Origin of the sequence: Acetobacter okinawensis (genome assembly GCF_002153655.1) — a bacterium.
In the GTDB taxonomy this organism is placed as follows: domain Bacteria; phylum Pseudomonadota; class Alphaproteobacteria; order Acetobacterales; family Acetobacteraceae; genus Acetobacter; species Acetobacter okinawensis_A.
In genome coordinates, this window is record NZ_JOPJ01000011.1 from 1 (window position 1) to 23,961 (window position 23,961).

Genomic DNA, 23,961 nt, shown 5'->3' on the forward strand with positions numbered 1-23,961 from the left:
CACAAACACCCAAAGACACGCCTAATCACCCAAAAAACCGCAAATAATTATGTTACAAAATGTCCATGCTATTCGGTAAAGCAGCTTTTCGAACCACAACCAAGCCCTCACCTACCTCAGGTTAGACGCGGTACAGCTTTGCCAACTGGCAAAACACGGCATCCAACGTCAGGGTCAGCACGGGCTTTCTCCCACACAATGCGATCTGCACCACGACAGAAACTCTACCCCTTGCCCATGCAACTGCCATTTATTGTGTAGGAAACAAAAAAGCCGTGGCCCTAATGGACACACGGCCTCTAAGATTTTGACAAGGTTAGTGCGCGCTTGGAGGTAAGCGCCGATATTTTAATTCAGTAATTCTATTTTCCTACTGACTAAAGGGCGAAACCTGATATTGCAAAGCCGATACCCACAAAAATACATGCTACTAATGTGAGAATACCCAGAACAACCAAAGGCCCCCGCAAACAAAGAGGGGCCCCCTTTTTGTTTATTTCAGGACATTCGTATCAATCACTTTGAAAGCAAAATCACTGCCCATTTTTTTAATTGCTTTTTCACTAGCGGTTTGGACTGCTTTTGTTAGCATTGTGCAATTCCCAGTAGCTGAGGCAGACCCAGAACCAGTAATCTCCGCCTTAACTATCGATGTCCCCGTGCTATCTGTTACGTCTACCTTACCAGACAAATCTACATGAACTGTATAAGTAACGCTCCAAAAACCAGGCATTACTGAGACTTGTGCGTCAACATCTTCCATATCAATACGCATCTTGTAAGCCGAGTTAATGTTACTAGCCTCTTCACTTGCATGAGCAAAGCCAACATTAATGGTTTTCTTAATGGTATCAGCTATGGGTTGTCCAAAATTAGATTTATAAGAATAAGCACCACATTCAAAAACATGGCCTTTATCCCTGAAATCTGATGAGAAAGAATAGCCTGTCGGTGTTTGAACTATTCGGTTCGCCATCACGTCACCAGCTGGCATAGAGCTTGGACGAAGATCAACATTTGTTGTACAAGTCCCCAAAGCTAGAGGTGCCAGTAAAGATAAATAAGTAATTTTTTCATGTCAGAAAATCCACATAATTTTTATGGCATCTGAATAGTGGGAAAAGTTAATCATGAAAAGAAATTTAGAATGATGCTCCCCGACACCCTGAGTTTGCGGGAGCCTTATGGTTCCTACAAGAACCTAAATATTCATTCCGTCTACCATCATCTGGCGCAGAAAAATCTCTCCCTAACAAAATAACATCCCATAAGAGGACACAGGTCAGCAGGGTTCCTGACACGCAGACACCAGCAATTTCTACGTTGGGTCATGTAAGGTGTGGCCATGTCCGTTCCGTGTGTCACAAGCGTGTATCACACAGCGGGAAGCCAAAAACATTGTACTACAACACTGTGACGTGTCGTCACACACTACAGCACCAAATCAAGAGCCTTAATCCAGTAAGCACCATCAGGCATCAGGTCTAGTGCTGTTTTCGGGACAGGGGTAAGCTTGAGTGGTTGACGGTAGAAGCCTAATTTAGTTTCAAAGCTTCTACCCATAGATAACTATTGATTTTAGAATCGAGCATCTGCAAAATCCGAATAAATCATATCAATTAGTTACAGCCAAACTTGTTGCACAGATATGAAAATGAGTACCCACTAGAATCTGTACCATTTATAACTCTATTTCCGCCTCCAATATTTGTTTCATTTTCATTCCATGAACTTCCATTACTCGATTTACCGTTAATAATAGTTTGGTTTCCTATAGTGTTGCTGTTTTCCTGCCACGAGTTACCGGTTCGTTCATTGCGGCCATTTACTATTGTCTGTCCTCCGATCCGGTTGACTGTATAATCATTCCCATTTTGATCTTGGCATGTTTCAAATTGACTCGTACCAATGCAATCAGCTCTTGCCACCGTGGGTAAAACTACGGAGAAAAATAAAGCGAATACACTTGTCACAATACGCATAATTAAATTTCCTTTTATCTCGACATGATGCTCTTACATTAGAAAAATTATTTGATGAGTTGCTAACGTTGCATATCACGCTATCAAGATCGTCGAGCTTCTTCGCCTCCGCAATCGCTTCCTCACCCCGGAGGGCTCACAGCCAAGCGAAAGGGGCTGCGCTTCCTGCAATGCGGCTGCGTCATCAGCATGAGACGGAGGCTTGCGAATAAATGGTTCTGTTTTCTGGGTGGTCATGGGGTCTGAAACCATTCCCCTTATACCCTATAGGTAGTCTTCTAAAGAGAACCAAGGAAAACACTTCGATGAATGCTCAGAATGGCAAGTGACAATCATGTATTAAGAATCATCACTCCTCATTTCAGGATAAAAGCAGAGAGAAGGCAATGTGATAATTACCGCCCTGTGTTTCCTGTCTTTGGTGTCTGAGTTTAAGATCAGCCCTAAGAAAGCTCCACACCCAACGACGCCCTCATTATTTTACATACTAACTATTTTACCCGAGACACCTTTTAACAGCCGCAGTGGTCCACTCGGCCTTCCCTCTGCTCGTCTTAATACCCATACCCTCTAAACGCCCTGCTATGGCCCGCAGAGACAGCTCTTCGCTGTGTAAGGGAGCAATGACCGCACGCTCACTTGTCCGTATTGTGGTGCGGTGCGGCAATCCGTTCCTGTCTTCGGTATATACTTCCTCGGTCTGGTCTTCTCGGGTTGACGCCTTGGCAAGCTCTTTTCTGGCTTCAAGAGCCTCTGCAATAGTCTGCTCGTCTTCTGCCCACGGAAAGGCCCAGTCTGGTTGCCAGTCACCGTGCAGAGGGGGCAGGCCTATCTCCTGTAGTCTGACGTCTATTTCTTTGCGTATGTCTTCCAGCGCCTTGTAACGCCTGCCCATTGCTTCCTTGCGGTCGCTTGTGCCCAGCGTCTTAACGACCTCGGCCTTATGTCCGGTTTTTGTTCCGAACGCCTTGCCTACGTCTGAACGACGATCACGCGGCACATGAAAGCGGACACTCCACGTTTGTGAGCCAGCACGGCGGAAGATATTGTACATGTCGTTCATATCCTCAGATATGTAACGCTGGACATGTAACGACACAATACAACACTGTAACTACAGGATTGTCTAAGTGGTTGTTTTTATAGGGAAAACAGCAGGTTGGCGGAGAGAGAGGGATTCGAACCCTCGGTACGCTATTAACGTACACACGCTTTCCAAGCGTGCGCCTTAAGCCGCTCGGCCATCTCTCCAGCGCGAGGACGGTAATAGCAAGATTATCAGAACAGGCAAGAGGGAAAGAGACACTTGCCTGTTTTTTTCTCCTAAGCCCGGCCTGCCGTGCGCGCATTACGCACAAAACTGGCAATTAAGGCGGGGTCTTTGATACCCGGCGCACTTTCCACACCAGATGAAACATCGACCGCAGGCACCCCTGTGCGCCGGATTGCCTCGGCCACGTTACCTACGTTTAGCCCTCCGGCGAGCATCCAAGGGAAGGATGGCTGCCACCCCTCCAGCATGGACCAGTCCAGCTTTTGGGCATTCCCCCCCGGACGGGTCGCATTTTTAGGTGGTATGGGCTCTATAAGCATCCGTTGAACAGAACAGGATTGAGGCAGGTCCTCCCTCCCCGCAACGGGGAAAGAAAGCCAGACGGGCAGACCAAAAGCATCCGCCACCTGCCGGGCGCGCTCATCCGATGCATAAATCTGCATCACATCAAGCGGTGCGTGCTCCAGCACCCGTGCAATATCTTCATCCGTCGGATGAACAAACAGCCCCACGGTTCTAGCCTGCCCGCGCTCTCTCTGCGCAAGGCGTGTCGCGTGTTGGGGTGTCACAAACCGGGGGGAGCGCTCAAAAAAAACAAAGCCTATCCAATCCGCTCCATTTTCCACACAGGCATCAAAACCCGCCTCTTCTGTCAGACCGCAGATTTTAACACCTGTGTGACAATGCCCGGACATGGTGCCTCAGCCTTCCAGTTCCGCCACTATGGCAGCAGCTGCTGCTGCCGGGTCGGCAGCCTGTGTTATGGGGCGGCCAACCACCACCCAGTCCGCGCCCGCGTCACGCGCCTGAGCCGGAGTCATGACACGCTTCTGATCCCCTTTGGCAGCGCCAGCCGGGCGAATGCCCGGCGTAACAATAACCGGCTTGCTCCCCAGATCATCGCGCAGCACATCCAGCTCATGCGCGGAGCAGACCAACCCGTCCATGCCAGACTCAACTGCAAGCCGCGCCAGACGGCGCACCTGCGCACGTGCGCCATCTGGCACGCCTGTTTCCGCCAGCCCCTGATCATCCAGACTGGTCAGAACCGTAACACCGAGCAGGAGAGGACGCTGACCTTGTGGAAAAGCCTCGTCACACGCAAGGCGGGCCGCTTCCATCATGGCGCGGCCACCAGAGGCATGGAGGGTCAGCATCCGTGGGCGCAGGTGTGACAGTGCCCGCACCGCTGCCCCGACCGTGTTGGGGATATCATGCAGTTTCAGGTCCAGAAACAGCGGGCTATCACCGGCAACATCCGCCACGGCCTGAAACCCGGCGGCATAAGTAAATTCAAGCCCCAGCTTGATAATCCCGGACACAGGAGCAACATCCCTGACCCACGCGCGCGCCTGAGCGGGGTCCTGCGTATCCAACGAGACAATAAGGCCGGTGCGCCGGGTTGTATTAGACATTTGAGTGTTCTTCGCTCCCTGCGAGATGGGGTTGTGATGTCACGACGGGTGGCACATCGGTGGCTGGAACAACGGGCGGCGCACGATTGGCGAGAATAGCCCGCATCTGCGCCAGTTGCGCCTCCAGGTCCCGGACCTGCTGCTCGGCCCTGCGCGCCCTGCGCCCCTGCCGGAACTCAACGACCCAGAGACAGAAAGCCCCGAGCAGAAAAGACAAAGCCCCCACGCTCAGGGCCAGCACTCCCAGCGAGCACTTCCAGCTATATGTGAGCATCCACATATCCAGCGGGTCCTGATTACTGGCACTGAACACAACAAGTGCAAGCAGGAATGGAACAACGATTATGAGCCTGATCATAGTAATGTGGTAGCCCTATCCTACGTAAAGAACAAGAATGCGGACAAACCCGCCGCATGGCCTCTTGACGCAACCTTACCACGCTCTTCTGGTTGCGTGTGACCTAAACACATTAGGCATTGACCTGCCTTAACACGCACCTACCCCCCTTTACGCATGCACTATTCTGCGTTTTGCTGGCACAGATGCATCATTCCGCAGATGGAGAAGAACTGACATGCTGGTACTGACACAGGGTGATCCGGCCAGTATTGCGCCAGAAATTACGGCCGCTGTCTGGCAGCAACTCCGCCAGAACGGGCCTGCTTTTGTATACATAGGCGACCCCACCCTGCTGGAGCGGCGCGTGCCGGTGCAGACCATCCGCTACCTGTCCGAAGGTGCTGATATTTTCAGCCATGCTCTGCCTGTCCTACCCCTGCACCTGAGCGCCCCACCCGCACCGGGGGAGCCGGACCGACGGAACGCCGCCAGCGTGATAGAAAGCATCCGACTGGCTGTTGAGCTGACCCTGAGCGGCGAATCCTCCGCCGTCATCACCAACCCGATCAGCAAGGATGTGGTGCAAAGTGCTGGCTTCAGGCACCCCGGCCACACCAGCTATCTGGCCGAATTGTGCCAGACACCGGGTGATGAGGTCATGCTACTGGCTGGCCCGTCCCTCAAGGTCGTGCCCATTACCGTACATGTTGCTTTGCGTGATGCCATTGCCCAGCTCTCCACAGAGCTGATTATCCGCACGGCTCACACCGTAGCAGCAGGTCTGCGGCGAGATTTTGGTCTGCCCCACCCCCGGCTGGCCTTTGCCGGGCTGAACCCCCACGCAGGTGAACACGGGCTGATGGGGCGTGAGGAGCAGGAGATCATTCTCCCCGCCATAAACACCCTGCGCGCACAGGGGCTGGACGTCAGCGGACCTTTGCCGCCAGACACCATGTTTACCCCCGATGCACGGGCGCGCTACGATGTGGCCATGTGCATGTACCACGATCAGGGCCTGATCCCACTGAAAACGCTGGATATGGCAGAGGGCGTGAATGTCACACTCGGCCTGCCCATTATCCGCACATCCCCCGATCATGGCACTGCGTTTGACATTGCCGGGCAGAACAAGGCAGACCCACGCAGTCTGGAGGCCGCCATAAAACTGGCAGCAACACTGGCCGAGAACAGAAGGAAAAACGCATGAGACCGGCCATCAGGCTTGGCGTCAACATTGACCATGTTGCCACAGTCCGCAATGCCCGAGGGGGCCAGCACCCCGACCCCGTAGCCGCAGCCCTTCTGGCTGTGCAGTCCGGGGCAGATGGCATAACAGCCCACCTGCGTGAGGACCGCCGCCACATCCGCGATACGGACCTTGAGCGCCTGCGCGCCGAGGTTGACGCCCCCCTGAATATGGAAATGGCCGCAACGGACGAGATGATCGCCATTGCCCGCACCCTGCGCCCCCACGCCTGCTGCCTTGTGCCAGAACGGCGCGAGGAACTGACAACAGAAGGCGGGCTGGACGTTGCCGGTCAGTCCAGCACCATGGCACCCAAGGTCCATGCGCTCAAAGCTGCGGGGATTCGGGTTTCGCTGTTTATTGACCCTGACCCGGCCCAGATCGCAGCAGCGGCCGCAACTGGTGCGCAGGTTGTAGAACTGCATACCGGCGCTTACGCACAGGGCAAGGCCGGTGAGCTTGAGCGCCTCCAGCGTGCCGCCACACACGCCGTAAGCCTTGGTCTGGAAGTGCATGCAGGCCATGGCCTGACGTACGAGAACGTAGAGCCTGTTGCCGCCATTGCCGAAATACGGGAATTGAACATAGGGCATTTTCTGATCGGTCAGGCCATTTTTGACGGATTGCCAACCGTCATCCAGACCATGCGCTCCCGAATCAACAACGCGACAGGACACTGAATGGAAGAGCCCGACTACAAAACCCCCAGAGCACTCATGGCTGCGGTCGTGGGCATGGGCGTTCTTATCATCGTGGGGGTGGTTGTGCTGGTCGGGGTGGTTATTCACCGCATGAACAGCCCCCAGCACCCGGCTCTCACCAGCAGTATTCCCCTGACTGATGCCCGCATTGCCCAACTGGCTCTGAGCCCGGACGAGTATATGACCACCATAACCCGCGTCCATGATGACCTTCTGGCCATTCACGTTGTCGGCGACAAGGGCGAACGGATCATGCTCTGGAATGTCATCACCGGGCAGCTCCAGCGGGGACTGGAAACATCCAGCCACTGATGTGCTGATGCCCCCCTCCCCTTCCTCTCCACCCGATGGCTGCCTCAACGCACTGGGGCTTATGAGCGGCACATCGCTGGATGGTGTGGACGCAGCCTTGGTCCGTACGGACGGCACGTCCATCAAGGCTCATGGTCCAGCGCTGACACTCCCGTATTCCCCACAACTACGGGCACAACTGCGCAGCCTGCTGGACACGGCCCCCGACCTTACCCCGGACAACCCCGTGCTCAGGGCGGTGGAGCACGAGCTGACGCATGCCCATGTGCAGGCCGTGCAGCGCCTGCGCAAGCTGGCTCCGGACATGGCGGTGGATGTTGTGGGCTTCCATGGCCAGACCATTTTGCACAAACCGGGGCGAACATGGCAGATTGGAGATGCCGCCTACCTGTCTGCCCAGACCAACCTGCCTGTCGTACACGACTTCAGAACCGCTGATGTTGCTGCCGGAGGCGAGGGCGCGCCCTTGGCACCCCTTTACCACGCAGCCCTGCTTTACAAGCGGCCACGTCCTGTTGCCGTGCTCAATATCGGCGGCGTTGCCAATCTGACCCTGCTCACAGGCAGTGGGCAGGTTGTGGCATGCGATACCGGGCCGGGTAATGCCCTGATGGACGACTGGGCATACCAGCACACAGGCACCCCATGCGACACAGACGGCCACCTTGCCACGCAGGGCACGCCGGACCACGCTGTGCTTGAGCGTATACTGGCGCATCCATTCTTCCACCAACCCGCCCCCAAATCGCTTGACCGGCTGAGTTTTCATCACGTTCTGGCGCAGTGTGCGGGACTGGGGGCGGCCAATGGTGCTGCAACACTGCTGGCCCTGACGGTGCAGGCCATTGCCCGCACTCCATTGCCCGAGCAACCACAAGCGTGGTTCGTCTGCGGTGGGGGGCGGCACAACCCTGCCCTTATGGCAGCCCTTGCCCAAGCCCTGCCCGGTTCGGTTCACCCCGCCGAGCAGCTTGGCTGGAATGGAGACGCGCTGGAGGCCGAGTGTTTTGGTTTTCTGGCCGTGCGCAGTCTTGCAGGGCTGCCCCTTTCCCTCCCCACCACAACGGGTGTAGCCTTCCCCCAGACAGGGGGGCGGCTGACCTGCATGAGCATTACGCCCTGGGGGCGCCAGCTATGGCCTTGGCCATGCAAGGATGTTCCTCCCCTCCCGCATTCAGACTGACAAGGAAAGACCTTCTTGATGAAACGTTCTTTCGCGCTTTGTATTGTGTTGTCTGGTCTGTGCCTTGTGGCCATGGACCATAGTGCAACAGCCCAAACCATGCTTGATAACAGTGCCGAAAAGGCCTCCCCATTTGTCAAGGCAACACTCAAGGCGCTCACAACCCGCTTTTCTGGCGCACACCCCAAGTTCCGCAATCTGGCGGTACATACCAACAGCGACAAAAAGCAGGTTGTCTGCGGGCAGGTCAGCCTGAGCAACAGCAAAACACCCGCTAATGAGAGCTTTTTATCCTTTGGCGCCTCGGAAGATACGGAGCAGCCAATTGTCTACGAGGCGCGGACCATTCCCACCGCGCTGGACTCGCGCGAGGCTAACCAGTGGATCAACCATGGTGCTGATCTGGAAGAACTGGAAGAGCTGGGCTGCGTGCCCGAAGGTAGCTACCGCCAGTATGGAGATACGCTGAACAAAGTGCTCCAGGACAGCAAGACCAACGCCACACGCTAGACCTGCCATACCCCTGTTGTTAACGATCGCGTTATAACAGGGGCATACCTGATGCGCAAAAAACACAATTCTGATTATACTCGCCTGAAATCGCTTCAGGCGTAATTGACATAAGCCGGTTTCCATCGGCATGTTCAGCCGGTTGCGAACAAAAATAACAAAACATGCCGGTTTCACGAAATGAAATATCTAAATCTCCTCCTTCTGCTACCCTTTTTGGGTTTGCTCTGGACGCCGCTGTATGACCGGCACGACCCGGTCCTGCTCGGTTTTCCCTTCTTCTACTGGTACCAGTTCGCCTGGGTGCCGGTGACATCCATCCTGATCTGGGTTGTCTGGAAAAAAGGGAACCGCGCATGAACGCGATCAATCCATGGGCGCTTGGCGTCTTTATTCTCTTTTTTGCCGCGACCATTGTCATCGGCTCCTCCATCCAGTGGATCCGGGGGCTGTTCAGCAAAAAAACCAACGCCTCCTCGCATGAGGAATGGTCGCTGGGCGGGCGCGGCTTTGGCCCCTGGGTTACCTGGTTTCTGGTCGGGGGAGATTTTTACACGGCCTATACCGTTATTGCCGTCCCTGCACTGGTGTACGCAGTTGGCGCTTATGGCTTTTTTGCGCTGCCCTACACCATTGTCGTCTATCCGTTTATTTTTCTGGTCATGCCTAAGCTGTGGAAAATTGCGCGTGAGGGCGGACATTCCACTGCGGCCGACATTGTGCGCGCCCGCTTTGACAGCCGGGCACTGGAAGTTGTTGTCGCACTGACCGGGCTTGTTGCCGTCATGCCCTACATTGCCCTGCAATTGATTGGCATCCGGACCGTTATTCAGGCACTCGGCCTGCCGGGGGACCTGCCGCTTGTCATCGCCTTCCTCTCGCTGGCCGCATACACGTGGCTTGGCGGGCTGCACGCCCCAGCGCTGACCGCCTTTATCAAGGATATCATGATCTATATTGCCGTTATTGTGGCAGTTACGGTCATTCCCCTGCATACGGGTGGGTATGGTGCTCTGTTTGCCTCTGTTGAGCATGCGCAGACCATTCTCAAACCCGGTCAGGGCCTGCCCTATGCAACACTGGCCCTGTCCTCCGCTCTGGCTGCCTTTTTGTACCCCCATACCCTTACGGGTATTCTGGCCTCCCGCTCGGCGGACACCATTCGCCAGAATGCGGTGTTCCTGCCGGTTTACACCATTGTGCTGGGGCTGATCGCCATGCTGGGCTTTATGGCACATGCGGCTGGTATTGTGACAACCAACAACTCCATGGTTGTGCCCATGCTGTTCCAGAAGGTGTTCCCTGCATGGTTTGCCGGGTTCTGCCTGGCCGCCATTGCCGTGGGTGCTCTTGTGCCTGCCGCAGTCATGGCTATTGGGGCTGCCAACCTTGTCACCAGCAACCTCCTGCCCACACAAAAGGACCCGGTGCGCACCAGCCGCCTGACGTCTCTTCTGGTCAAACTTGGAGCTCTGGTGTGTGTGCTGTTCCTGAACGCGCAGTTCGCCATTGACTTCCAGCTCCTTGGTGGCGTGTTCATCCTGCAAACCTTCCCCGCCCTTATTCTGGGCCTGCTGAAGATCCGCTTTTCCGCCGTGGCCATGCTGAGCGGCTGGCTGATTGGCACCGTATTCGGGGTCAGCCTGTGCTGGATGGACGGGCTCAAGCCCATTCACCCGGTTAATTTTGGCCTGTTCTCTGGCAATGTTTCCACGGGCCTGCTGGCCCTTGGCGTGAATATTCTGATTGTTCTGGTGGTCTCGGCCTTTTATCCGGCCAAAAAAGCGGCCACCACCCCACAACAGGATAGCGTGGAAAACCCGGCCTAAACCGCCTGAACACGCAAACGGCCTAACAAAAAAGGGATGTCCCTCCACCGGGGCATCCCTTTTTTACACTTCAGCACGCAGCCATACAGATTTACAGGCTGAGCAGAATGGCTCCTGCGCTCCCCCCCTCCCCACCGGGTTGAAAAGCCGTGACCTGTTCACGCACCACAGCATAAAGATCTATGCCGCACCTGCGGGCTGGTTCTGCCATCTGCTCATAAATTTCTTCCAGCAGATAATTTTTCCGCCCCTCATCACTCACCTGCAAAGGGGAGCGCTGCTCGCGCTGGCACAGTTTTAAAAAAGACCGCAAAGCCGCTTCGCCCTGCGGTTCAAGCCCTGCCACTGTGTTGGCAAAAAAATCGACCTCGGCACTCAGCCCGACAAACACCCCACGATAAACTGCACGGGGCATCTGGTAACTGATAAGAGCCGGAATACCGCCAATAAGCATAATATCCTGCGCAGATGGGGGCATTGGTACGGTCTGGCTCCTTGCAAGCTGGGGCATGGTTTGGCAATGCTGATAGCAGTCTTCTGTCCTGTGCCAAAGAACGTGCAGGCCCGCAAACGGTTTTCAGCCATCGCCACCATGACAAGCCCTGACCCTACAGCCCGGCAGATGGACCTTCTGCTACCAGACACCCGCCCCATGCGTGAAGAACTGGAGGCCGGAGCCGTACTTTTGCGCGCTTTTGCCAAACCCCGCGGAGCAGAATATCTGCAAGCTCTTGAGCATGTCGCACGGCAAGCTCCTTTTCGGCACATGCACACCCCCGGTGGGGGCACCATGTCTGCTGCGATGACCAGTTGCGGTGCTCTGGGGTGGGTCAGCTCCCCCCAAGGGTATGCTTACACAACACTGGACCCGGCCAGCCAACAGGCATGGCCCGCAATGCCCCCAAGCCTGCTAGACCTTGCGCAGGCTGCGGCACGGGCTGCGGGTTATACCCACTTCACCCCCAATGCCTGCCTGCTCAACCGCTACCACAACGGCTCCCATATGGGATTGCACCAAGACCGGGATGAGCACGACACCACACAACCCATTGTCTCTCTCTCGCTCGGTCGGTCCGGGCTTTTCCTGTGGGGTGGCGCTGAGCGGCACAGCAGGGTCCGCACACTCATGCTTGAGCATGGGGATGTACTGGTCTGGGGTGGTCCGGCCCGGCTGCATTACCACGGTATTAAAGGGCTAGGCCCACACGCGCACCCCCTAACAGGCTGGAGCCGCTTTAACATCACCTTCCGCCACGTTGTGGCCCCTCAGCACCAACACGCCTGTAACTGATGGAGCCCCAGACATGCGCCGACTCTCCCGACTAACCCGCCGCCAGCTCTTTTGTTCCGGTCTGGCACATGCCACCTGTGTGGCAGGCATTGCCGACAGGGCCTATGCCCAGTCCCTCCCGACCGCCCCATTTGCCACGGTGGACAATATCTTTCGCGCAGCCATACAGGCCAATAAAATGCCCGGTGCTGTAGCAGCCATCGGCCATCAGGGGCGGATGGTCTGGCACGGTGTGTTTGGCCAACGCGCCCAAACCCCAGTTGCGGAAGCCATGACATGGAATACCATTTTTGACATGGCCTCCATGACCAAAGTGCTGATAACAGCGCCAGCAGTCATGCAGTTTTATGAGCGAGGCCTTATTGCGCTGGACGCACCCGCCTGCAAATACCTGCCCGCCTTTGCCGCCAACGGCAAACAGGACATTACCATCCGCCAGTTGCTGACCCATTATTCGGGCCTCCCCCCCGATCTGGACCTGAGCTTTGCCTGGCAAGGAAAGCAAAGCGTCATACAGATGGTGATGGACACACGCCCGCAAACCAAGCCGGGAGAAAAATTTGTTTATAGTGATATCAATTTTATAACACTGGGGCTGATTGTCGAACGACTCTGCGGCCAAAGTCTCGCTTTATACGCAACAGAACATATTCTTAAACCGCTTGGTTTAAAGTCATCTTTTTTCTGCCCGGCTGACAGTCTCCGGCCCTTCATAGCGCCCACGCAGTATGATGAGAGCGGGCGTATGCTACGCGGCGTTGTCCATGACCCAACAACCCGGCGCATGGGTGGTGTGGCCGGGCATGCGGGGTTGTTTTCCTGCGCACAGGACTGCGTGACTTACGCAACGGCTCTGCTGGACAAACTCGCTGGACTGCCCTCACCTTTTCCTCTTCAGGCCAAAACTTTATATCTTATGTCCACTCCCCAGCAACCTGCGGGAAAAACGGATCTGCGTGGACTGGGGTGGGATATTGCAACCCACTACTCCACAGCGCGCGGTGCCTATTTTCCTGCGTCTTCTTTTGGGCATACCGGTTTTACTGGCACATCCCTATGGCTTGTACCCAGCAACCGCAGCTTTGTTCTGATTTTAACAAGCCGTTTACACCCAAATGGACAGGGCAACGTGGTCGCCTTGCGCAAGGACGTGGCAACAGCAGCAGCCCTTGCCCTGCGCACAATGCCGCCCTGACTCTTCTATTTTTAGCCAAAACCACAGCACACAGGGCTGGTGTGTTATTCTTGCATCACTCTGTGAGTATATTCTGCCATATATAGGTTTGTGTCCCGTTATATATAGACAAACGTCCTGCTCGCCCGCAGAACAAGGCTCTTCCTTGCACCCCTCCAGCCCCCGGACGAGCCAGATACATGCACGATCGTTTCCATATTTTTTTCACCACCGGAACATTTGGCGCATTGCTGCTAACAACCTCGGCGCTGGCGGCGACCCCTGTAGTGCCAGCGCAACAGGCTACGACCAACAAGCAGGCCGTTAACAAAACGACCGCTCCCCAAAAGCCTCTGACGGCCCCCAAAACCACAGCCCCCATTGCCGGAATTCTGGACGGTTCCAACGGCGAAACCGTGAATGTTCACGGCCACCATGCTGCAGATGGCACGGGTGCCAAATACATGAACAAAATTGTCTATCTGGGGCCGCTGGGCAACCGCGACACGCTGGACACACCTTACTCCATCATGGGTGTTCCCCATGACGTGGTGGTCAACCAGCAGATTCGTAACATCAACGACATGGCGCAGTATTTGCCTTCCGTTCAGCTGGAAATTCGTGGCGACCCCAACACATCCCGCCCCCAGTCGCGCGGGTTCGAGGCTGATGTGGTCTCCAACTCCCGACTGGACGGGCTGAATGTGGTCTCCACCACCCCCTACCCGGCGGAATGGGTGGACAACCTGCAAGTGCTCAACGGGCTGGCCGGTGCCATGTACGGGCCGGAAAACCCGGCTGGTGTGTTTGAATATACCCTGAAACGCCCCACGGACCGGCAGACCGAGCGCCTTTCTGTCGGGGTGGATTCCATTGGCACCCCCACCGTCAATGGCGATATTTCTGGCCGACTGGGCAAAAACGGCTGGTTTGGCTACCGCCTGAACATGCTGCACGCCAACGGCACAGCTTATGCTAAGGACAGTTGGATCCGGCGCGAAATGGTAAGCGGGGATTTTGACATCCATCTGGACGACAAAACCGTTATCGAACTCGATGCAAGCCATTATACTTACGTTGAACGGGGTACTGCACCGGGTTTTGGCCTGACAGCCGCATATAAAAGTAGCACACTGCCAACAGCCCCCGACCTGAGCACACCGCATCTGGGCCAGGACTGGAGCGGCTTTAATATGGAAACCAACACGTTTCTGGCCAAAATCAAACACCAGATCAACAAGGACTGGAGCTTTACTCTCGGTGGCCTGTACCAGGACGCAGCCAGACAAGCATTTGCGTCCAACAACACCCTCATCAACAGTGCTGGGGATTATAGCCAGACTGTAAGTGCGGCCACCACAGCAAACGACTTCCGGGTTGGAAGTAATATGGCTTATTTTAACGGTCGTGTTTATACAGGCTCCATCAGACACGACCTGATCATTGGTACTAATGGTTATATGATGGGCAACTACAACCCAACAAATGGTAGTACCGTCAATGTTATCGGCGTAAATAATAGCAAAACAACGTATTTGCATAATGGTTACGCAAATATGTACAATCCAATTGCGGTTGATGGTAAGCAGCCATATTATCATGGCCGATATGAATCCAGTAAAGTTGTCAGTCAGTCCTTTATTGTAGGGGACACAATCACTATCAACAAACACTGGTCAATCATGGGAACTCTTGCATGGAGTTGGATTGACCAGATGAACGCACCAAATGCGGCAAGCCCTCTTGTAAAGAGCTTCCATGCCAATGCGGCTTTTAGCCCGACAACCAGCCTGATTTACAAACCGACAGACAACCAGACCTTTTATTTTACCTATGGACGTTCTGTTGAGGCTGGGCCTGTAACCAGCAACAATGTCAATTACACCAATACCAATATGGCCCTGCCTATTGCGCACTCCGAAGAATACGAAGTTGGCTACAAATTCCGTTACCAGAAAATGCAGTTCAACCTTGCTGGTTTTCGGATGACCAACCCTTATGCAATTTACAACACGGTCTCAAACACGCAGGCGTCTTGCCACACACCTGACAGTAACAACAACTGCCAAACTTATACATATGGTGGGACCCAACGTAATTATGGGGTAGAAGCCCAAATTTCAGGTGAAGTGCTGCCTAATCTGTCCGTATTGGCCGGTATGACCTGGCTGGATGCAGAACTTGTCCATGGCATAACTCCTGCGGTGAACGGCAAGGAAATTGTAGGGGTCGCCCCCTTACAGGCCAACATGCTGCTGGACTACCGCCTGCCAAGCACCCTGGGGTCTTTTGCCTCCGGTTGGGCTTTTAACGCCAATGTTCATTATATGGGCAACCGTGCAGCCAATCTTTCCAACACCCTACATACCGGCTCTTACACCACACTGGACCTTGGCACCCGTTATGCCTTCCGGGTTTATCAGTTCCCATGGGTCGTGCGTTTTGGGGTGAGTAACGCCACAAATGAACGCTACTGGGCTTCTGTTTTCATGGGGTCACCTGGCGGCACGTCCAACGCATCCACCAGCGTTTATGCGGGCATGCCACGCCTTTACCACTTTACACTGTCAATGGAATTCTAATCTGCACTGGTGGAGTAAATACAACACTATTTACTCCACCTCGTCTATTGCAGAACTAAACAGAACTGGTCAGTTTTCCAGTCGTGCTGTTCTGGCCTGCCGTTCCATCCATTTCTGGGCCGAGACTTTGCGCGAGGCATCAAGCATCCGGTAAAGTGAGACCATGTCCCGCTCATCGGGCGAGACAATCAGGTCAATATCTTCCTGCACATACCCGGTTAAAAACACTTCAGGTTCCACATGCAAAAGCGCTGCAAGTTTGGGAATATGCTTGCGCGCACTGCCCTCACGCCCCGTTTCCCAAAACGCTATGGCGGGGCGGGAGACACCAAGGGCATCCGCAACCTGCTGCTGCGTTAACCCCGCAGTTTTGCGAAGAATTTTGATACGTTGCCCAAGTTCAATACCCGGCGCGATCACTTTATCCAGTTGAGCCATGCCTCTTTCTCCACTTTATCATTTTGTGGCAGAAGGTTTTTTCAGAAAATCCGTACCACGTTTAAAAATGCACAGAGTGCAGGCCGCGTAGCCTCAAATCATAGCCGTGAGAAAAGCGGAAAACCAATGTACCAAAAAACACCTGTATTCAGTGATAACACAGGACAGACAGCGCGCAACAAATTACGGGCTGTTAATTTTTAAAATCGTCCCACGTTTGTAACAAGTTCGTGTGCTCCTGCGGTGGAACAAGTAACCAAATTCTTAATTTCATTGTTTTTGCTTTATTAGAAATAGAAAAGATAAAATTTTTGGACTTTCGAGGCGTTAGGGGCGACTTCCACTAACAGCCAGCAAAACAGCCTCGTTATTTTAAAATACACGATTATTTTGCGTACTATACCCAAGAAAACAGGGCATGACTCGGAAAAGCTAGAAAAATTGAAATATCAAATCCCAGCTTTTGCTTTTTATACCCTGCGTTCAGGGCGTGTATGCCGCAAATACTGCGCCAGAAAATTGCCTGCCCCCTGCAACAGCATGACAAGCACCACCAACACGGCAACTACGCCAAACATAACCGTGGTGTTAAACCGCTGGTAGCCATAGCGGATGGCCAGATCACCCAGCCCGCCAGCACCAATGGCTCCCGCCATGGCAGATGCCCCCACCAGAGTAACCAGCGTAACCGTAAAGCCCGAAATCAGCCCCGGCAGACTTTCTGGCAACAGCACGTACCGCACCACCATCCACCGCGTGCCGCCCATGGCACGCACAGCATCCACCAACCCCGTATCCACCTCCCGCAAGGACACCTCGGCTATCCGTGCAAAATAGGGAATGGCGGCTATGGACAGAGGAACAATGGCTGCCGTTGTCCCTAGTGCCGTCCCCACCAGCAGACGGGTAAAAGGAATAAGCAGCACCAGCAGAATAATAAAAGGCACAGCCCGCACCGCATCCACAATACCACCCAATATGCGGGAGAGTAGAGGCAGCGGATACAGCCCCGCAGGCGAGGTGAGCACCAACAGAACCGCCAGAGGCAGCCCCCCGGCCACTGCAAGCAACCCGGAGGCAAGAACCATTTCCAGTGTTTCGGTTGTGGCGCGCCAGAGCAGGTCAAGAATGAGCCGGGACATATCCAATTACCTCGGCCGCACAGGCATGGGCCTGAAGAGCGTTCATGGTTGAAACAGAAAGACCATCGGCCTGCACCACAACATCCACCTGTCCGTCCCCTTCCGGGCTGGGCAAGGTATGCAGGAGCGCAAATCTGGCTTGGCACTGCTGCTCCAATGTATGGAGCAATGGCGCGCACAAAGCCTGTGTTCCCACTGTCAGGCGCACTATGGCGTGGCTGCCATCCTGTGGTGTCTGGCTGAGATTGGGGGGGAGAATAGCCGCCATCTGGTTGGCATCCAGAATATCGGCAGGGGTGCCACGTGCAACAATGCGCCCTTTTTCCAGCACCAGAACCTGTTGCGCCAGACGGCGCACAACATCCATTTCATGCGTGATAAACACAATGGTCAGGCCCAGAACCTGATTGATATCCGCCAGCAGCGCAAGAATGGATTCTGTTGTCTCCGGGTCCAGTGCGGATGTGGCCTCATCACACAACAGCAGCGCTGGATGTGCCGCCAGTGCGCGGGCAATGCCAATCCGCTGTTTTTGTCCACCGGAGAGCATGGCCGGGTATTTGCTGGCATGGTCCGCCAGCCCCACCAGTTCCAGCAGTTCGGCCACGCGTTTGCTGCGCAATGCCTTGGGCATACCTGCAATTTCTAGCGGCAGCGCTACATTGGCCGCAACCGTACGCGACGTAAGCAGATTGAAATGCTGGAAAACAAGGCCGATCCTGCGCCGGAGCACCACAAGCCTTGCCTCGGGCAGGGTGGCCATATCCTCCCCTTCCAGCAAAATTTTGCCGGACTGAGGGCGGTCCAGACCACTCAGGCAGCGCAGCAGGGTGGACTTGCCCGCCCCTGAGCGCCCGATAATACCCAGCCTTTGTCCTTTGCCGACATTGAACGAAATGTCATGCAGGGCCGTCTGCCCCCCAAAGGCACGGTTAAGACGCTCGACTTCCAGCAGGTTCATGGCCACGATGGCAGCACAGCGCCATGGAACGCCTTGTCCAACGCCTGCTTTACATTGGGCTGCTGGTAAGCGCTCACCAGCTTGGGCACCCATGGGGCGGATTTGTCTGCCCCGTTGACCGCTATGATGCAGATATACGGGTTATTGTCTGCCGTTTCCTGCGCGATCCGCGTTTTTTCAATATCAACACCAACTTTTTTAGCCCAATCGGTGTTGATGACCGCACCATCAAGGTCTGTCAGCGCGCGCCCCACAACACCGGCATCCAGTTCACGAATGCTGATGTTATGCGGGTTTTCCGTAATATCCAGCGCGGTTGGCGTATTGCCCGCATCGGCTGCGAGTTTGATAAGCCCCAGTTTTTGCAGCAACAGCAGGGCTCTACCTTCGTTTGTCGGATCGTTGGGCACACCAATAACCGCCTTGTCTGGCAATGCGGCAACAGATTTCCAGCGTGTTGAATAAAGCCCTATCGGCGCCACATAAGTGTGGCCGACTGGCACAATACCATACCCTTTTGCCTTGTTCTGGGCATCAAGGAACGGGCCGTGCTGGAACGCATTGGCATCCAGCTCATGTTCTGCCAGCCCCTCGTTTGGTGCATTATAGTCGGAAAAAGTGACAAGCCGAAGTTCCAGCCCTTCCCGCGCAGCATTGGCAGCAACTACGGGCCACACGTCCTCATCCTCACCCGCCATAATACCCACACGCAGAACCTGCGGTGCGGCCAGCGCAACAGGACCAGCCAGAACAGATGCCAAAATGGCACTACCGGCCAGAACAGCCCGGCGGGAAAGAACGGATACAGCCATAACAAACAAACCCCGCAAAAAGGGAACAGAGCACAGAATAAATCACTATCAGTTTTGCTTGAATAAAATATAGCACCTGATTGTCAAGTTTATTTGTGACGACCTCACCACTCTGTTCCCCAGCAACAGCCCCCTATCTACTAGCCAATATAGGCCAACCCTTCTGGCAGAAGCTTGCCGGGGTTAAGAATATTGCGCGGGTCCAACGCCACTTTGAGTGTTCTCATGACCGTCAGAGAAGGCTCTCCATGCTCGCGTTCCAAAAACTCAAGTTTGCCAAGCCCTACACCATGCTCCCCACTGCATGACCCTTCCAGCGCCAGTGCCCGGGCCACAATTTTGCGGTCGAGCTCCAGTGCCTGCCCGTACCCCTCCGGGCTGTCGTCGGTGATGATAAGCGTGTGAAAATTACCATCCCCAACATGCCCCAAAATGGCAGCCTGCAACCCGGAGGCCTGAATATCGGCCTTAACACCCACAATCAGTTCTGCAAGGCGGGAGATCGGCACAATGCAATCCGTGCTGATAACCCGTGCACCGGGGCACAGAGCCTTGACCGCCCAGAACGCATTATGCCGCGCCTTCCACAACCGGCTACGTTCATCTGGCGTGTCCGCCCATGCAAAGCCAAGGCCGTTATTGTCCCCGGCCAGCATTTCCGTCACGTCCACCTGCTCACGCACAGAAGCGGGGGCTCCTGCAAATTCAAAAAACAGAGTCGTGATCGGGCGCAGTTCATCCAGACCGGAGTAGCGGATGCTGGCCGCCATCTGCACGTCGTCCATCAGTTCCACCCGTGCAATAGGCACACCGGCCTGAATAATCTCGACGGCTGTGCGCACCGCATCCTCAAGATTTTCAAACTGGCAGATCGCGGCCGAGAGCTGTTCGGGAATACCGTGCAGGCGCAACTGGATTTCCGTAATAATGCCCAAGGTTCCCTCGGAGCCTACAAACAGGGATGTCAGGTCATACCCGGTGGAAGACTTCCTGACCCGCCCACCTGTTTTAATGACCTCCCCATTCGCCATGACCACAGTCAGGCCCAGCACATTTTCCTTCATTGTGCCATAATGCACGGCTGCAGTGCCGGATGCACGGGTCGCGCACATACCGCCTAAAGTAGCCTCCCCTCCCGGATCAACCGGGAAGAACAGCCCCGTATCACGCAGGCGGGCATTCAGGTCCTGCCTAGTCAGTCCGGCCTGCACGCGGCAGTCCATATCGGCGGCATTAACCTGCAAAACCTCCGTCATGCGGGACAGGTCAAGGCTGATGGCATGTTCTGGCGGGGTTACGTGCCCTTCTACAGACGTACCAGCCCCAAATGCCACCACAGGCACATAAGCCCCATGACAGATTGAAAGAACGGTCGAGACATCTTCTGTTGTTTGAGCAAACACAACGGCTGCGGGCATGCGCGCCAGATCCAGCGCCTCACCATGACTATGAGCCTCGCACACCGCATGGTTGGTGGAAACCTTTTCCCCCAGATAAGTCTTCAATTGCGCCAAAACAGCAGTCACACGATCCGCTGCATGGGGAACAAAAGAAACGTTCGGCATTTTCTTTTCCCCAATCCTTTTTCAATACGTTTATTCGGTCCGGCTATAAATATCCTCAAACCGGACAATATCATCCTCACCCAGATACGGCCCAGACTGTACCTCAATCAGGGTTACAGGAATACGCCCCGGATTTTCCAGCCTGTGCAAGCTCCCAAGGGGCAGATAAATGCTCTCGTTCTCACGCACAAGCGTCTGCTCGTCACCGCGCGTCACAAGTGCGGTACCTTCCACCACAACCCAGTGCTCCGCACGATGGTAGTGTTTTTGCAAGGAGAGTTTTTGCCCCGGACGCACGACTATTTTTTTAACCTGAAAACGATGGCCTTCGGTCAGGGCTTCGTAATGCCCCCATGGGCGGTACGTCAGACGGTGCATTTCCGCCTCTGGTTTTTTGCTGTTTTTCAGTTTTTGGACCAGAGTTTTTACATCCTGCGCCCTATCCTTACAGCTTACCAGAACGGCATCCTGTGTGGCCACAATGACAAGATTATCCACGCCAAGGGCCGCAACCAGCATACCATCCGTACGAACATAGGACTGGCTCACATCTTCCAGCAGGACGTTCCCATGAGCGACATTCCCCTGAGCATCCTTTTTATCCAGATCCCACAGGGCGTCCCAGCTTCCCACATCGGACCAGCCAAAGCTGCCGGGTACGACTGCTGCCATATCCGTCCGTTCAGCCACCGCATAATCAACCGAAATATCAGGAGCTCTGGAAAAACTCTCCACATCAAGCCGTTCAAAATCCATATCCGTCTGGCGTTTTTGCACAGCCTCCTCGACACAGGCGTAAAGGTCGGGCTCATACCGCTTGATCTCGGACAAAAACGTGGCGGCACGGACAACAAACATGCCCGAGTTCCACAAATATCCACCCTGCCCCAAAAATGCTTCTGCCGTGTGCCTGTCTGGTTTTTCCACAAAACGGCTGACTTTGTACACTCCGGGCACATCACTCATGGCGGCCCCTTGCTCAATGTAGCCATAGCCGGTTTCAGGCCGGGTTGGGGTCATGCCAAAAGTGACAACATAACCTGCTCGGGCCGCCACAACGGCAAGGTCCAGCGCCGCATGCAGTTTGGGCACGTCCTCAATAGCGGCATCCGCCGCCATGACCCACAGCACCGCATCTGGGTCCTGTTCCGCCACCACAAACGCAGCCGCAGCAATAGCTGGTGCCGAGTTACGCCCTACCGGCTCCAGAATGATCCGGGCATTCTGCACAGCCACGTCCCGCAGTTGCTCGGCGATTATAAAACGGTGTTCTCCATTGCACACAACCACCGGAGCAGTCATGCCTTCGGTCTGGCCCCGCAACACGGTATCTTGCAACAGAGTGGAAGTGCCGAGCAAAGCCCAGAACTGTTTGGGAAAACTCTTGCGCGAGACGGGCCACAACCGACTCCCCGCACCGCCGGAAAGAATGACCGGCACCACAGGGGACAGTTTGCCCTGCGGTGCAGTGCTGCCTGCCTGACTCTGACGACCAACCATGCTTTGCGACCTCTCATCCCGGCGGCTCCACCTGTGCAGCCGCCCCACAATCCGTAATACACGCATAGACCTGTGACAATCATGTCCGCCCGCGCAACAGGGCCGGACATGAATCACGCTATGGAGTGTGGGAAAACAACCAAGAATATTAAAAGCCTGCGCTGAACGCCTTTTGAATATCGGCTGCCAATGTCTTTTTATTAGCCAGCAGCAACTGGAGGAGTATCCGGGCTTTTTGCGGGTTCAGGTCCATCGAGGCCACAAGCCCGTAGTGATCATCATCCACTTCCACATCGCGGTTTACAAAACCACTGCCTACGCGCGTGGAGCGCACAACCACAACACCAGCCTTTGTGGCACGCTCTATGCCTGCCAATGCGTCTGTTGAGACATTGCCGTCTCCCATACCAGCAATAACAATACCGCGTGCACCATCTTGCACGGCATGATCAATCTGCTGCGCATCCATATCTGCATGGGCGTATACAATTTGCACGCGCGGTAATTTATGATCTGCGGGGAGATCAAGGTGCAGCCGGGGTTTGGCTGGGGCCACAAAGCGTACGCTTGAGGGATCAACATACCCAGCCGGGCCAAGATTGGGTGAGTGGAAGGTTTGCAGCGCAGTTGTGTGCATTTTGCTCACCGCCCGTGCGGACTGCACCTCATCGTTCAATACGACAAGAACACCTCTGCCACGGGCCTGCGGGTCAACGGCCACCTTTACGGCTTCGTACATATTGGCAGGGCCATCTGCACTGATAGCCGTGCTGGGCCGCATTGCCCCCGTTAAAATAACCGGCCCCGCATCCCCAACAACATTATCCAGAAAAAAAGCGGTTTCTTCCATTGTGTCAGTCCCGTGGGTGATCACAATGGCATCTGCTTCGTTATTGGCAAAAGCCTGCCGAATACGCTCAGCCAGCTTAAACCATATCTGACTGTTCATGTTCTGTGACGCAATGTTGGAAATCTGTTCCACCTGCAACCGCGCAAGTTTTTCAACTCCGGGTACGCCTGCAATTAACTGCTGACCAGTTACAGCACCAGCATCATAACCAATAGCAGAACGGTTATCCGCTTTACCGGAGATGGTACCCCCCGTAGCCAGCACAAGCACACGCGGCAAAGAGACCTGTTTATGGATAGCAGAAGCTGCACCAGCACTTTCTGCGCAGAGGGAAACAGGCATAACAGAAGCTACTCCCAAAATTGCTGCAAGAATGCTCAGACCACGAACAGAAACCATAAAAACACTCTTCCTGAATTTAAAAAGCCAATCCCCTGACAGGAAAAAACTCCCCCACAGGCACAGCCATTTCTAAACCTGAAATTTTATGGAATCAGGATAAGCGTGTTCAGCCATCTTACGCAACGCGTAGCACGCTACGCAGCGTTGACGATCAGCCCCTGTTTGCAAAACCATTCCAGCATCATACCGAGTAGCCTGAACTGGGACGGCCCCCTTTGCAGCACGCAGCCAGAGACCAGCAGCACATGCAGTCTGCCACCGTGGTGCTGAAGCATATTTTATTGGAGCGAATAAAAACGACGCCCCCTTCATGCAACACAAGCATGTTGCACAACAAGGGAAGACAAGTATGATTTTTGTTGAAAAATCAATGCCTTATAGGCGCATGGTATCCCGTACGGGATTCGAACCCGTGTTGCCGCCGTGAAAGGGCAGTGTCCTAGGCCTCTAGAC

25 protein-coding genes and 1 tRNA gene are annotated in these 23,961 nt (G+C 54.8%); 10 read left to right on the forward strand and 16 right to left on the reverse strand.

Features of this window, described 5'->3' with window-relative positions; genetic code table 11:
- Positions 1-493: 493 nt before the first annotated feature.
- From HK26_RS13210 to HK26_RS07050, 7 genes are all read right to left on the reverse strand, one after another.
- A complete protein-coding gene (locus HK26_RS13210; RefSeq protein ID WP_180539404.1) occupies positions 494-979 on the reverse strand; it encodes a hypothetical protein in 486 nt (161 codons plus the stop codon).
- A gap of 640 nt (positions 980-1,619) precedes the next feature.
- Positions 1,620-1,982: a hypothetical protein gene (locus HK26_RS13215; RefSeq protein ID WP_143296305.1), complete on the reverse strand. Its 363-nt coding sequence runs from the start codon at positions 1,980-1,982 to the stop codon at positions 1,620-1,622.
- Positions 1,983-2,478: 496 nt separating this feature from the next.
- A complete protein-coding gene (locus HK26_RS07030; RefSeq protein WP_180539406.1) occupies positions 2,479-3,045 on the reverse strand; it encodes a DUF6538 domain-containing protein in 567 nt (188 codons plus the stop codon).
- A gap of 97 nt (positions 3,046-3,142) precedes the next feature.
- Positions 3,143-3,233: transfer RNA gene (locus HK26_RS07035), tRNA-Ser, on the reverse strand.
- Positions 3,234-3,305: 72 nt separating this feature from the next.
- Positions 3,306-3,950 (reverse strand): phosphoribosylanthranilate isomerase, encoded by a 645-nt coding sequence (locus HK26_RS07040; protein ID WP_086639137.1) that lies wholly within the window; start codon positions 3,948-3,950, stop codon positions 3,306-3,308.
- A 6-nt stretch (positions 3,951-3,956) separates the two neighbouring features.
- Positions 3,957-4,670 carry an orotidine-5'-phosphate decarboxylase gene (gene pyrF / locus HK26_RS07045; RefSeq protein ID WP_086639138.1) on the reverse strand — a complete coding sequence of 238 codons (714 nt, stop codon included), beginning with the start codon at positions 4,668-4,670 and terminating at the stop codon, positions 3,957-3,959.
- Positions 4,663-5,028 (reverse strand): lipopolysaccharide assembly protein LapA domain-containing protein, encoded by a 366-nt coding sequence (locus HK26_RS07050; protein ID WP_086639139.1) that lies wholly within the window; start codon positions 5,026-5,028, stop codon positions 4,663-4,665. The genes pyrF and HK26_RS07050 overlap by 8 nt, the downstream gene beginning before the upstream one ends.
- Positions 5,029-5,245: 217 nt before the next feature.
- On the opposite strand from HK26_RS07050, the gene pdxA reads away from it, so the two are divergent.
- From pdxA to HK26_RS07085, 7 genes are all read left to right on the forward strand, one after another.
- The gene (gene pdxA / locus HK26_RS07055) at positions 5,246-6,217 is read left to right on the forward strand and encodes a 4-hydroxythreonine-4-phosphate dehydrogenase PdxA (protein WP_086639140.1); all 972 of its coding nucleotides are present in this window, start codon (positions 5,246-5,248) and stop codon (positions 6,215-6,217) included.
- Entirely contained in the window at positions 6,214-6,936 is a 723-nt protein-coding gene (locus HK26_RS07060; RefSeq protein ID WP_086639141.1) for a pyridoxine 5'-phosphate synthase, read from the forward strand. The genes pdxA and HK26_RS07060 overlap by 4 nt, the downstream gene beginning before the upstream one ends.
- Positions 6,937-7,269, forward strand: coding sequence for a hypothetical protein (locus HK26_RS07065; RefSeq protein ID WP_086639142.1), 333 nt, complete (start codon positions 6,937-6,939; stop codon positions 7,267-7,269).
- 7 nt (positions 7,270-7,276) lie between these two features.
- Positions 7,277-8,452 carry an anhydro-N-acetylmuramic acid kinase gene (locus HK26_RS07070; protein WP_086639154.1) on the forward strand — a complete coding sequence of 392 codons (1,176 nt, stop codon included), beginning with the start codon at positions 7,277-7,279 and terminating at the stop codon, positions 8,450-8,452.
- A gap of 18 nt (positions 8,453-8,470) precedes the next feature.
- Complete coding sequence (locus tag HK26_RS07075) at positions 8,471-8,962, forward strand: hypothetical protein (RefSeq protein ID WP_086639143.1); 492 nt, start codon at positions 8,471-8,473, stop codon at positions 8,960-8,962.
- A 180-nt stretch (positions 8,963-9,142) separates the two neighbouring features.
- A complete protein-coding gene (locus HK26_RS07080; protein ID WP_025827307.1) occupies positions 9,143-9,322 on the forward strand; it encodes a DUF3311 domain-containing protein in 180 nt (59 codons plus the stop codon).
- A complete protein-coding gene (locus HK26_RS07085; RefSeq protein WP_086639144.1) occupies positions 9,319-10,791 on the forward strand; it encodes a sodium:solute symporter family protein in 1,473 nt (490 codons plus the stop codon). Before HK26_RS07080 ends, HK26_RS07085 begins: the two co-directional genes overlap by 4 nt.
- 91 nt (positions 10,792-10,882) lie before the next feature.
- Here HK26_RS07085 and HK26_RS07090 read toward each other — a convergent pair whose 3' ends face one another.
- On the reverse strand, positions 10,883-11,302 hold the full coding sequence (locus HK26_RS07090; RefSeq protein ID WP_086639145.1) for a hypothetical protein: 420 nt from the start codon (positions 11,300-11,302) through the stop codon (positions 10,883-10,885).
- Positions 11,303-11,311: 9 nt separating this feature from the next.
- Here HK26_RS07090 and alkB point away from each other — a divergent pair, with 9 nt between their 5' ends.
- The 3 genes from alkB (at position 11,312) to HK26_RS07105 (ending at position 15,838) form a co-directional block, all read left to right on the forward strand.
- Positions 11,312-12,082, forward strand: coding sequence for a DNA oxidative demethylase AlkB (alkB, locus tag HK26_RS07095; RefSeq protein ID WP_257640904.1), 771 nt, complete (start codon positions 11,312-11,314; stop codon positions 12,080-12,082).
- A 13-nt stretch (positions 12,083-12,095) separates the two neighbouring features.
- A complete protein-coding gene (locus HK26_RS07100; protein ID WP_086639146.1) occupies positions 12,096-13,277 on the forward strand; it encodes a serine hydrolase domain-containing protein in 1,182 nt (393 codons plus the stop codon).
- A 179-nt stretch (positions 13,278-13,456) separates the two neighbouring features.
- Complete coding sequence (locus tag HK26_RS07105; protein ID WP_086639147.1) at positions 13,457-15,838, forward strand: TonB-dependent siderophore receptor; 2,382 nt, start codon at positions 13,457-13,459, stop codon at positions 15,836-15,838.
- Between the two features lie 69 nt (positions 15,839-15,907).
- On the opposite strand, the gene HK26_RS07110 is transcribed toward HK26_RS07105, so the two are convergent.
- From HK26_RS07110 to HK26_RS13460, 8 genes are all read right to left on the reverse strand, one after another.
- Positions 15,908-16,276, reverse strand: a complete 369-nt coding sequence (locus HK26_RS07110) for a helix-turn-helix domain-containing protein (protein WP_086639148.1) — start codon at positions 16,274-16,276, stop codon at positions 15,908-15,910.
- Between the two features lie 470 nt (positions 16,277-16,746).
- Positions 16,747-17,418 carry a methionine ABC transporter permease gene (locus HK26_RS07115; RefSeq protein WP_086639149.1) on the reverse strand — a complete coding sequence of 224 codons (672 nt, stop codon included), beginning with the start codon at positions 17,416-17,418 and terminating at the stop codon, positions 16,747-16,749.
- Complete coding sequence (locus HK26_RS07120; RefSeq protein ID WP_086639150.1) at positions 17,399-18,379, reverse strand: methionine ABC transporter ATP-binding protein; 981 nt, start codon at positions 18,377-18,379, stop codon at positions 17,399-17,401. Before HK26_RS07120 ends, HK26_RS07115 begins: the two co-directional genes overlap by 20 nt.
- Positions 18,376-19,191, reverse strand: coding sequence for a MetQ/NlpA family ABC transporter substrate-binding protein (locus tag HK26_RS07125; protein WP_086639156.1), 816 nt, complete (start codon positions 19,189-19,191; stop codon positions 18,376-18,378). Before HK26_RS07125 ends, HK26_RS07120 begins: the two co-directional genes overlap by 4 nt.
- 140 nt (positions 19,192-19,331) lie before the next feature.
- Positions 19,332-20,756 carry an FAD-binding oxidoreductase gene (locus HK26_RS07130; protein ID WP_086639151.1) on the reverse strand — a complete coding sequence of 475 codons (1,425 nt, stop codon included), beginning with the start codon at positions 20,754-20,756 and terminating at the stop codon, positions 19,332-19,334.
- 30 nt (positions 20,757-20,786) lie between these two features.
- Positions 20,787-22,256, reverse strand: a complete 1,470-nt coding sequence (locus HK26_RS07135; protein WP_086639152.1) for a mannose-1-phosphate guanylyltransferase/mannose-6-phosphate isomerase — start codon at positions 22,254-22,256, stop codon at positions 20,787-20,789.
- Positions 22,257-22,404: 148 nt separating this feature from the next.
- Positions 22,405-23,505 carry an asparaginase gene (locus HK26_RS07140; RefSeq protein WP_086639153.1) on the reverse strand — a complete coding sequence of 367 codons (1,101 nt, stop codon included), beginning with the start codon at positions 23,503-23,505 and terminating at the stop codon, positions 22,405-22,407.
- Positions 23,506-23,642: 137 nt separating this feature from the next.
- A complete protein-coding gene (locus tag HK26_RS13460; protein WP_180539408.1) occupies positions 23,643-23,783 on the reverse strand; it encodes a hypothetical protein in 141 nt (46 codons plus the stop codon).
- Positions 23,784-23,961 lie beyond the last annotated feature (178 nt).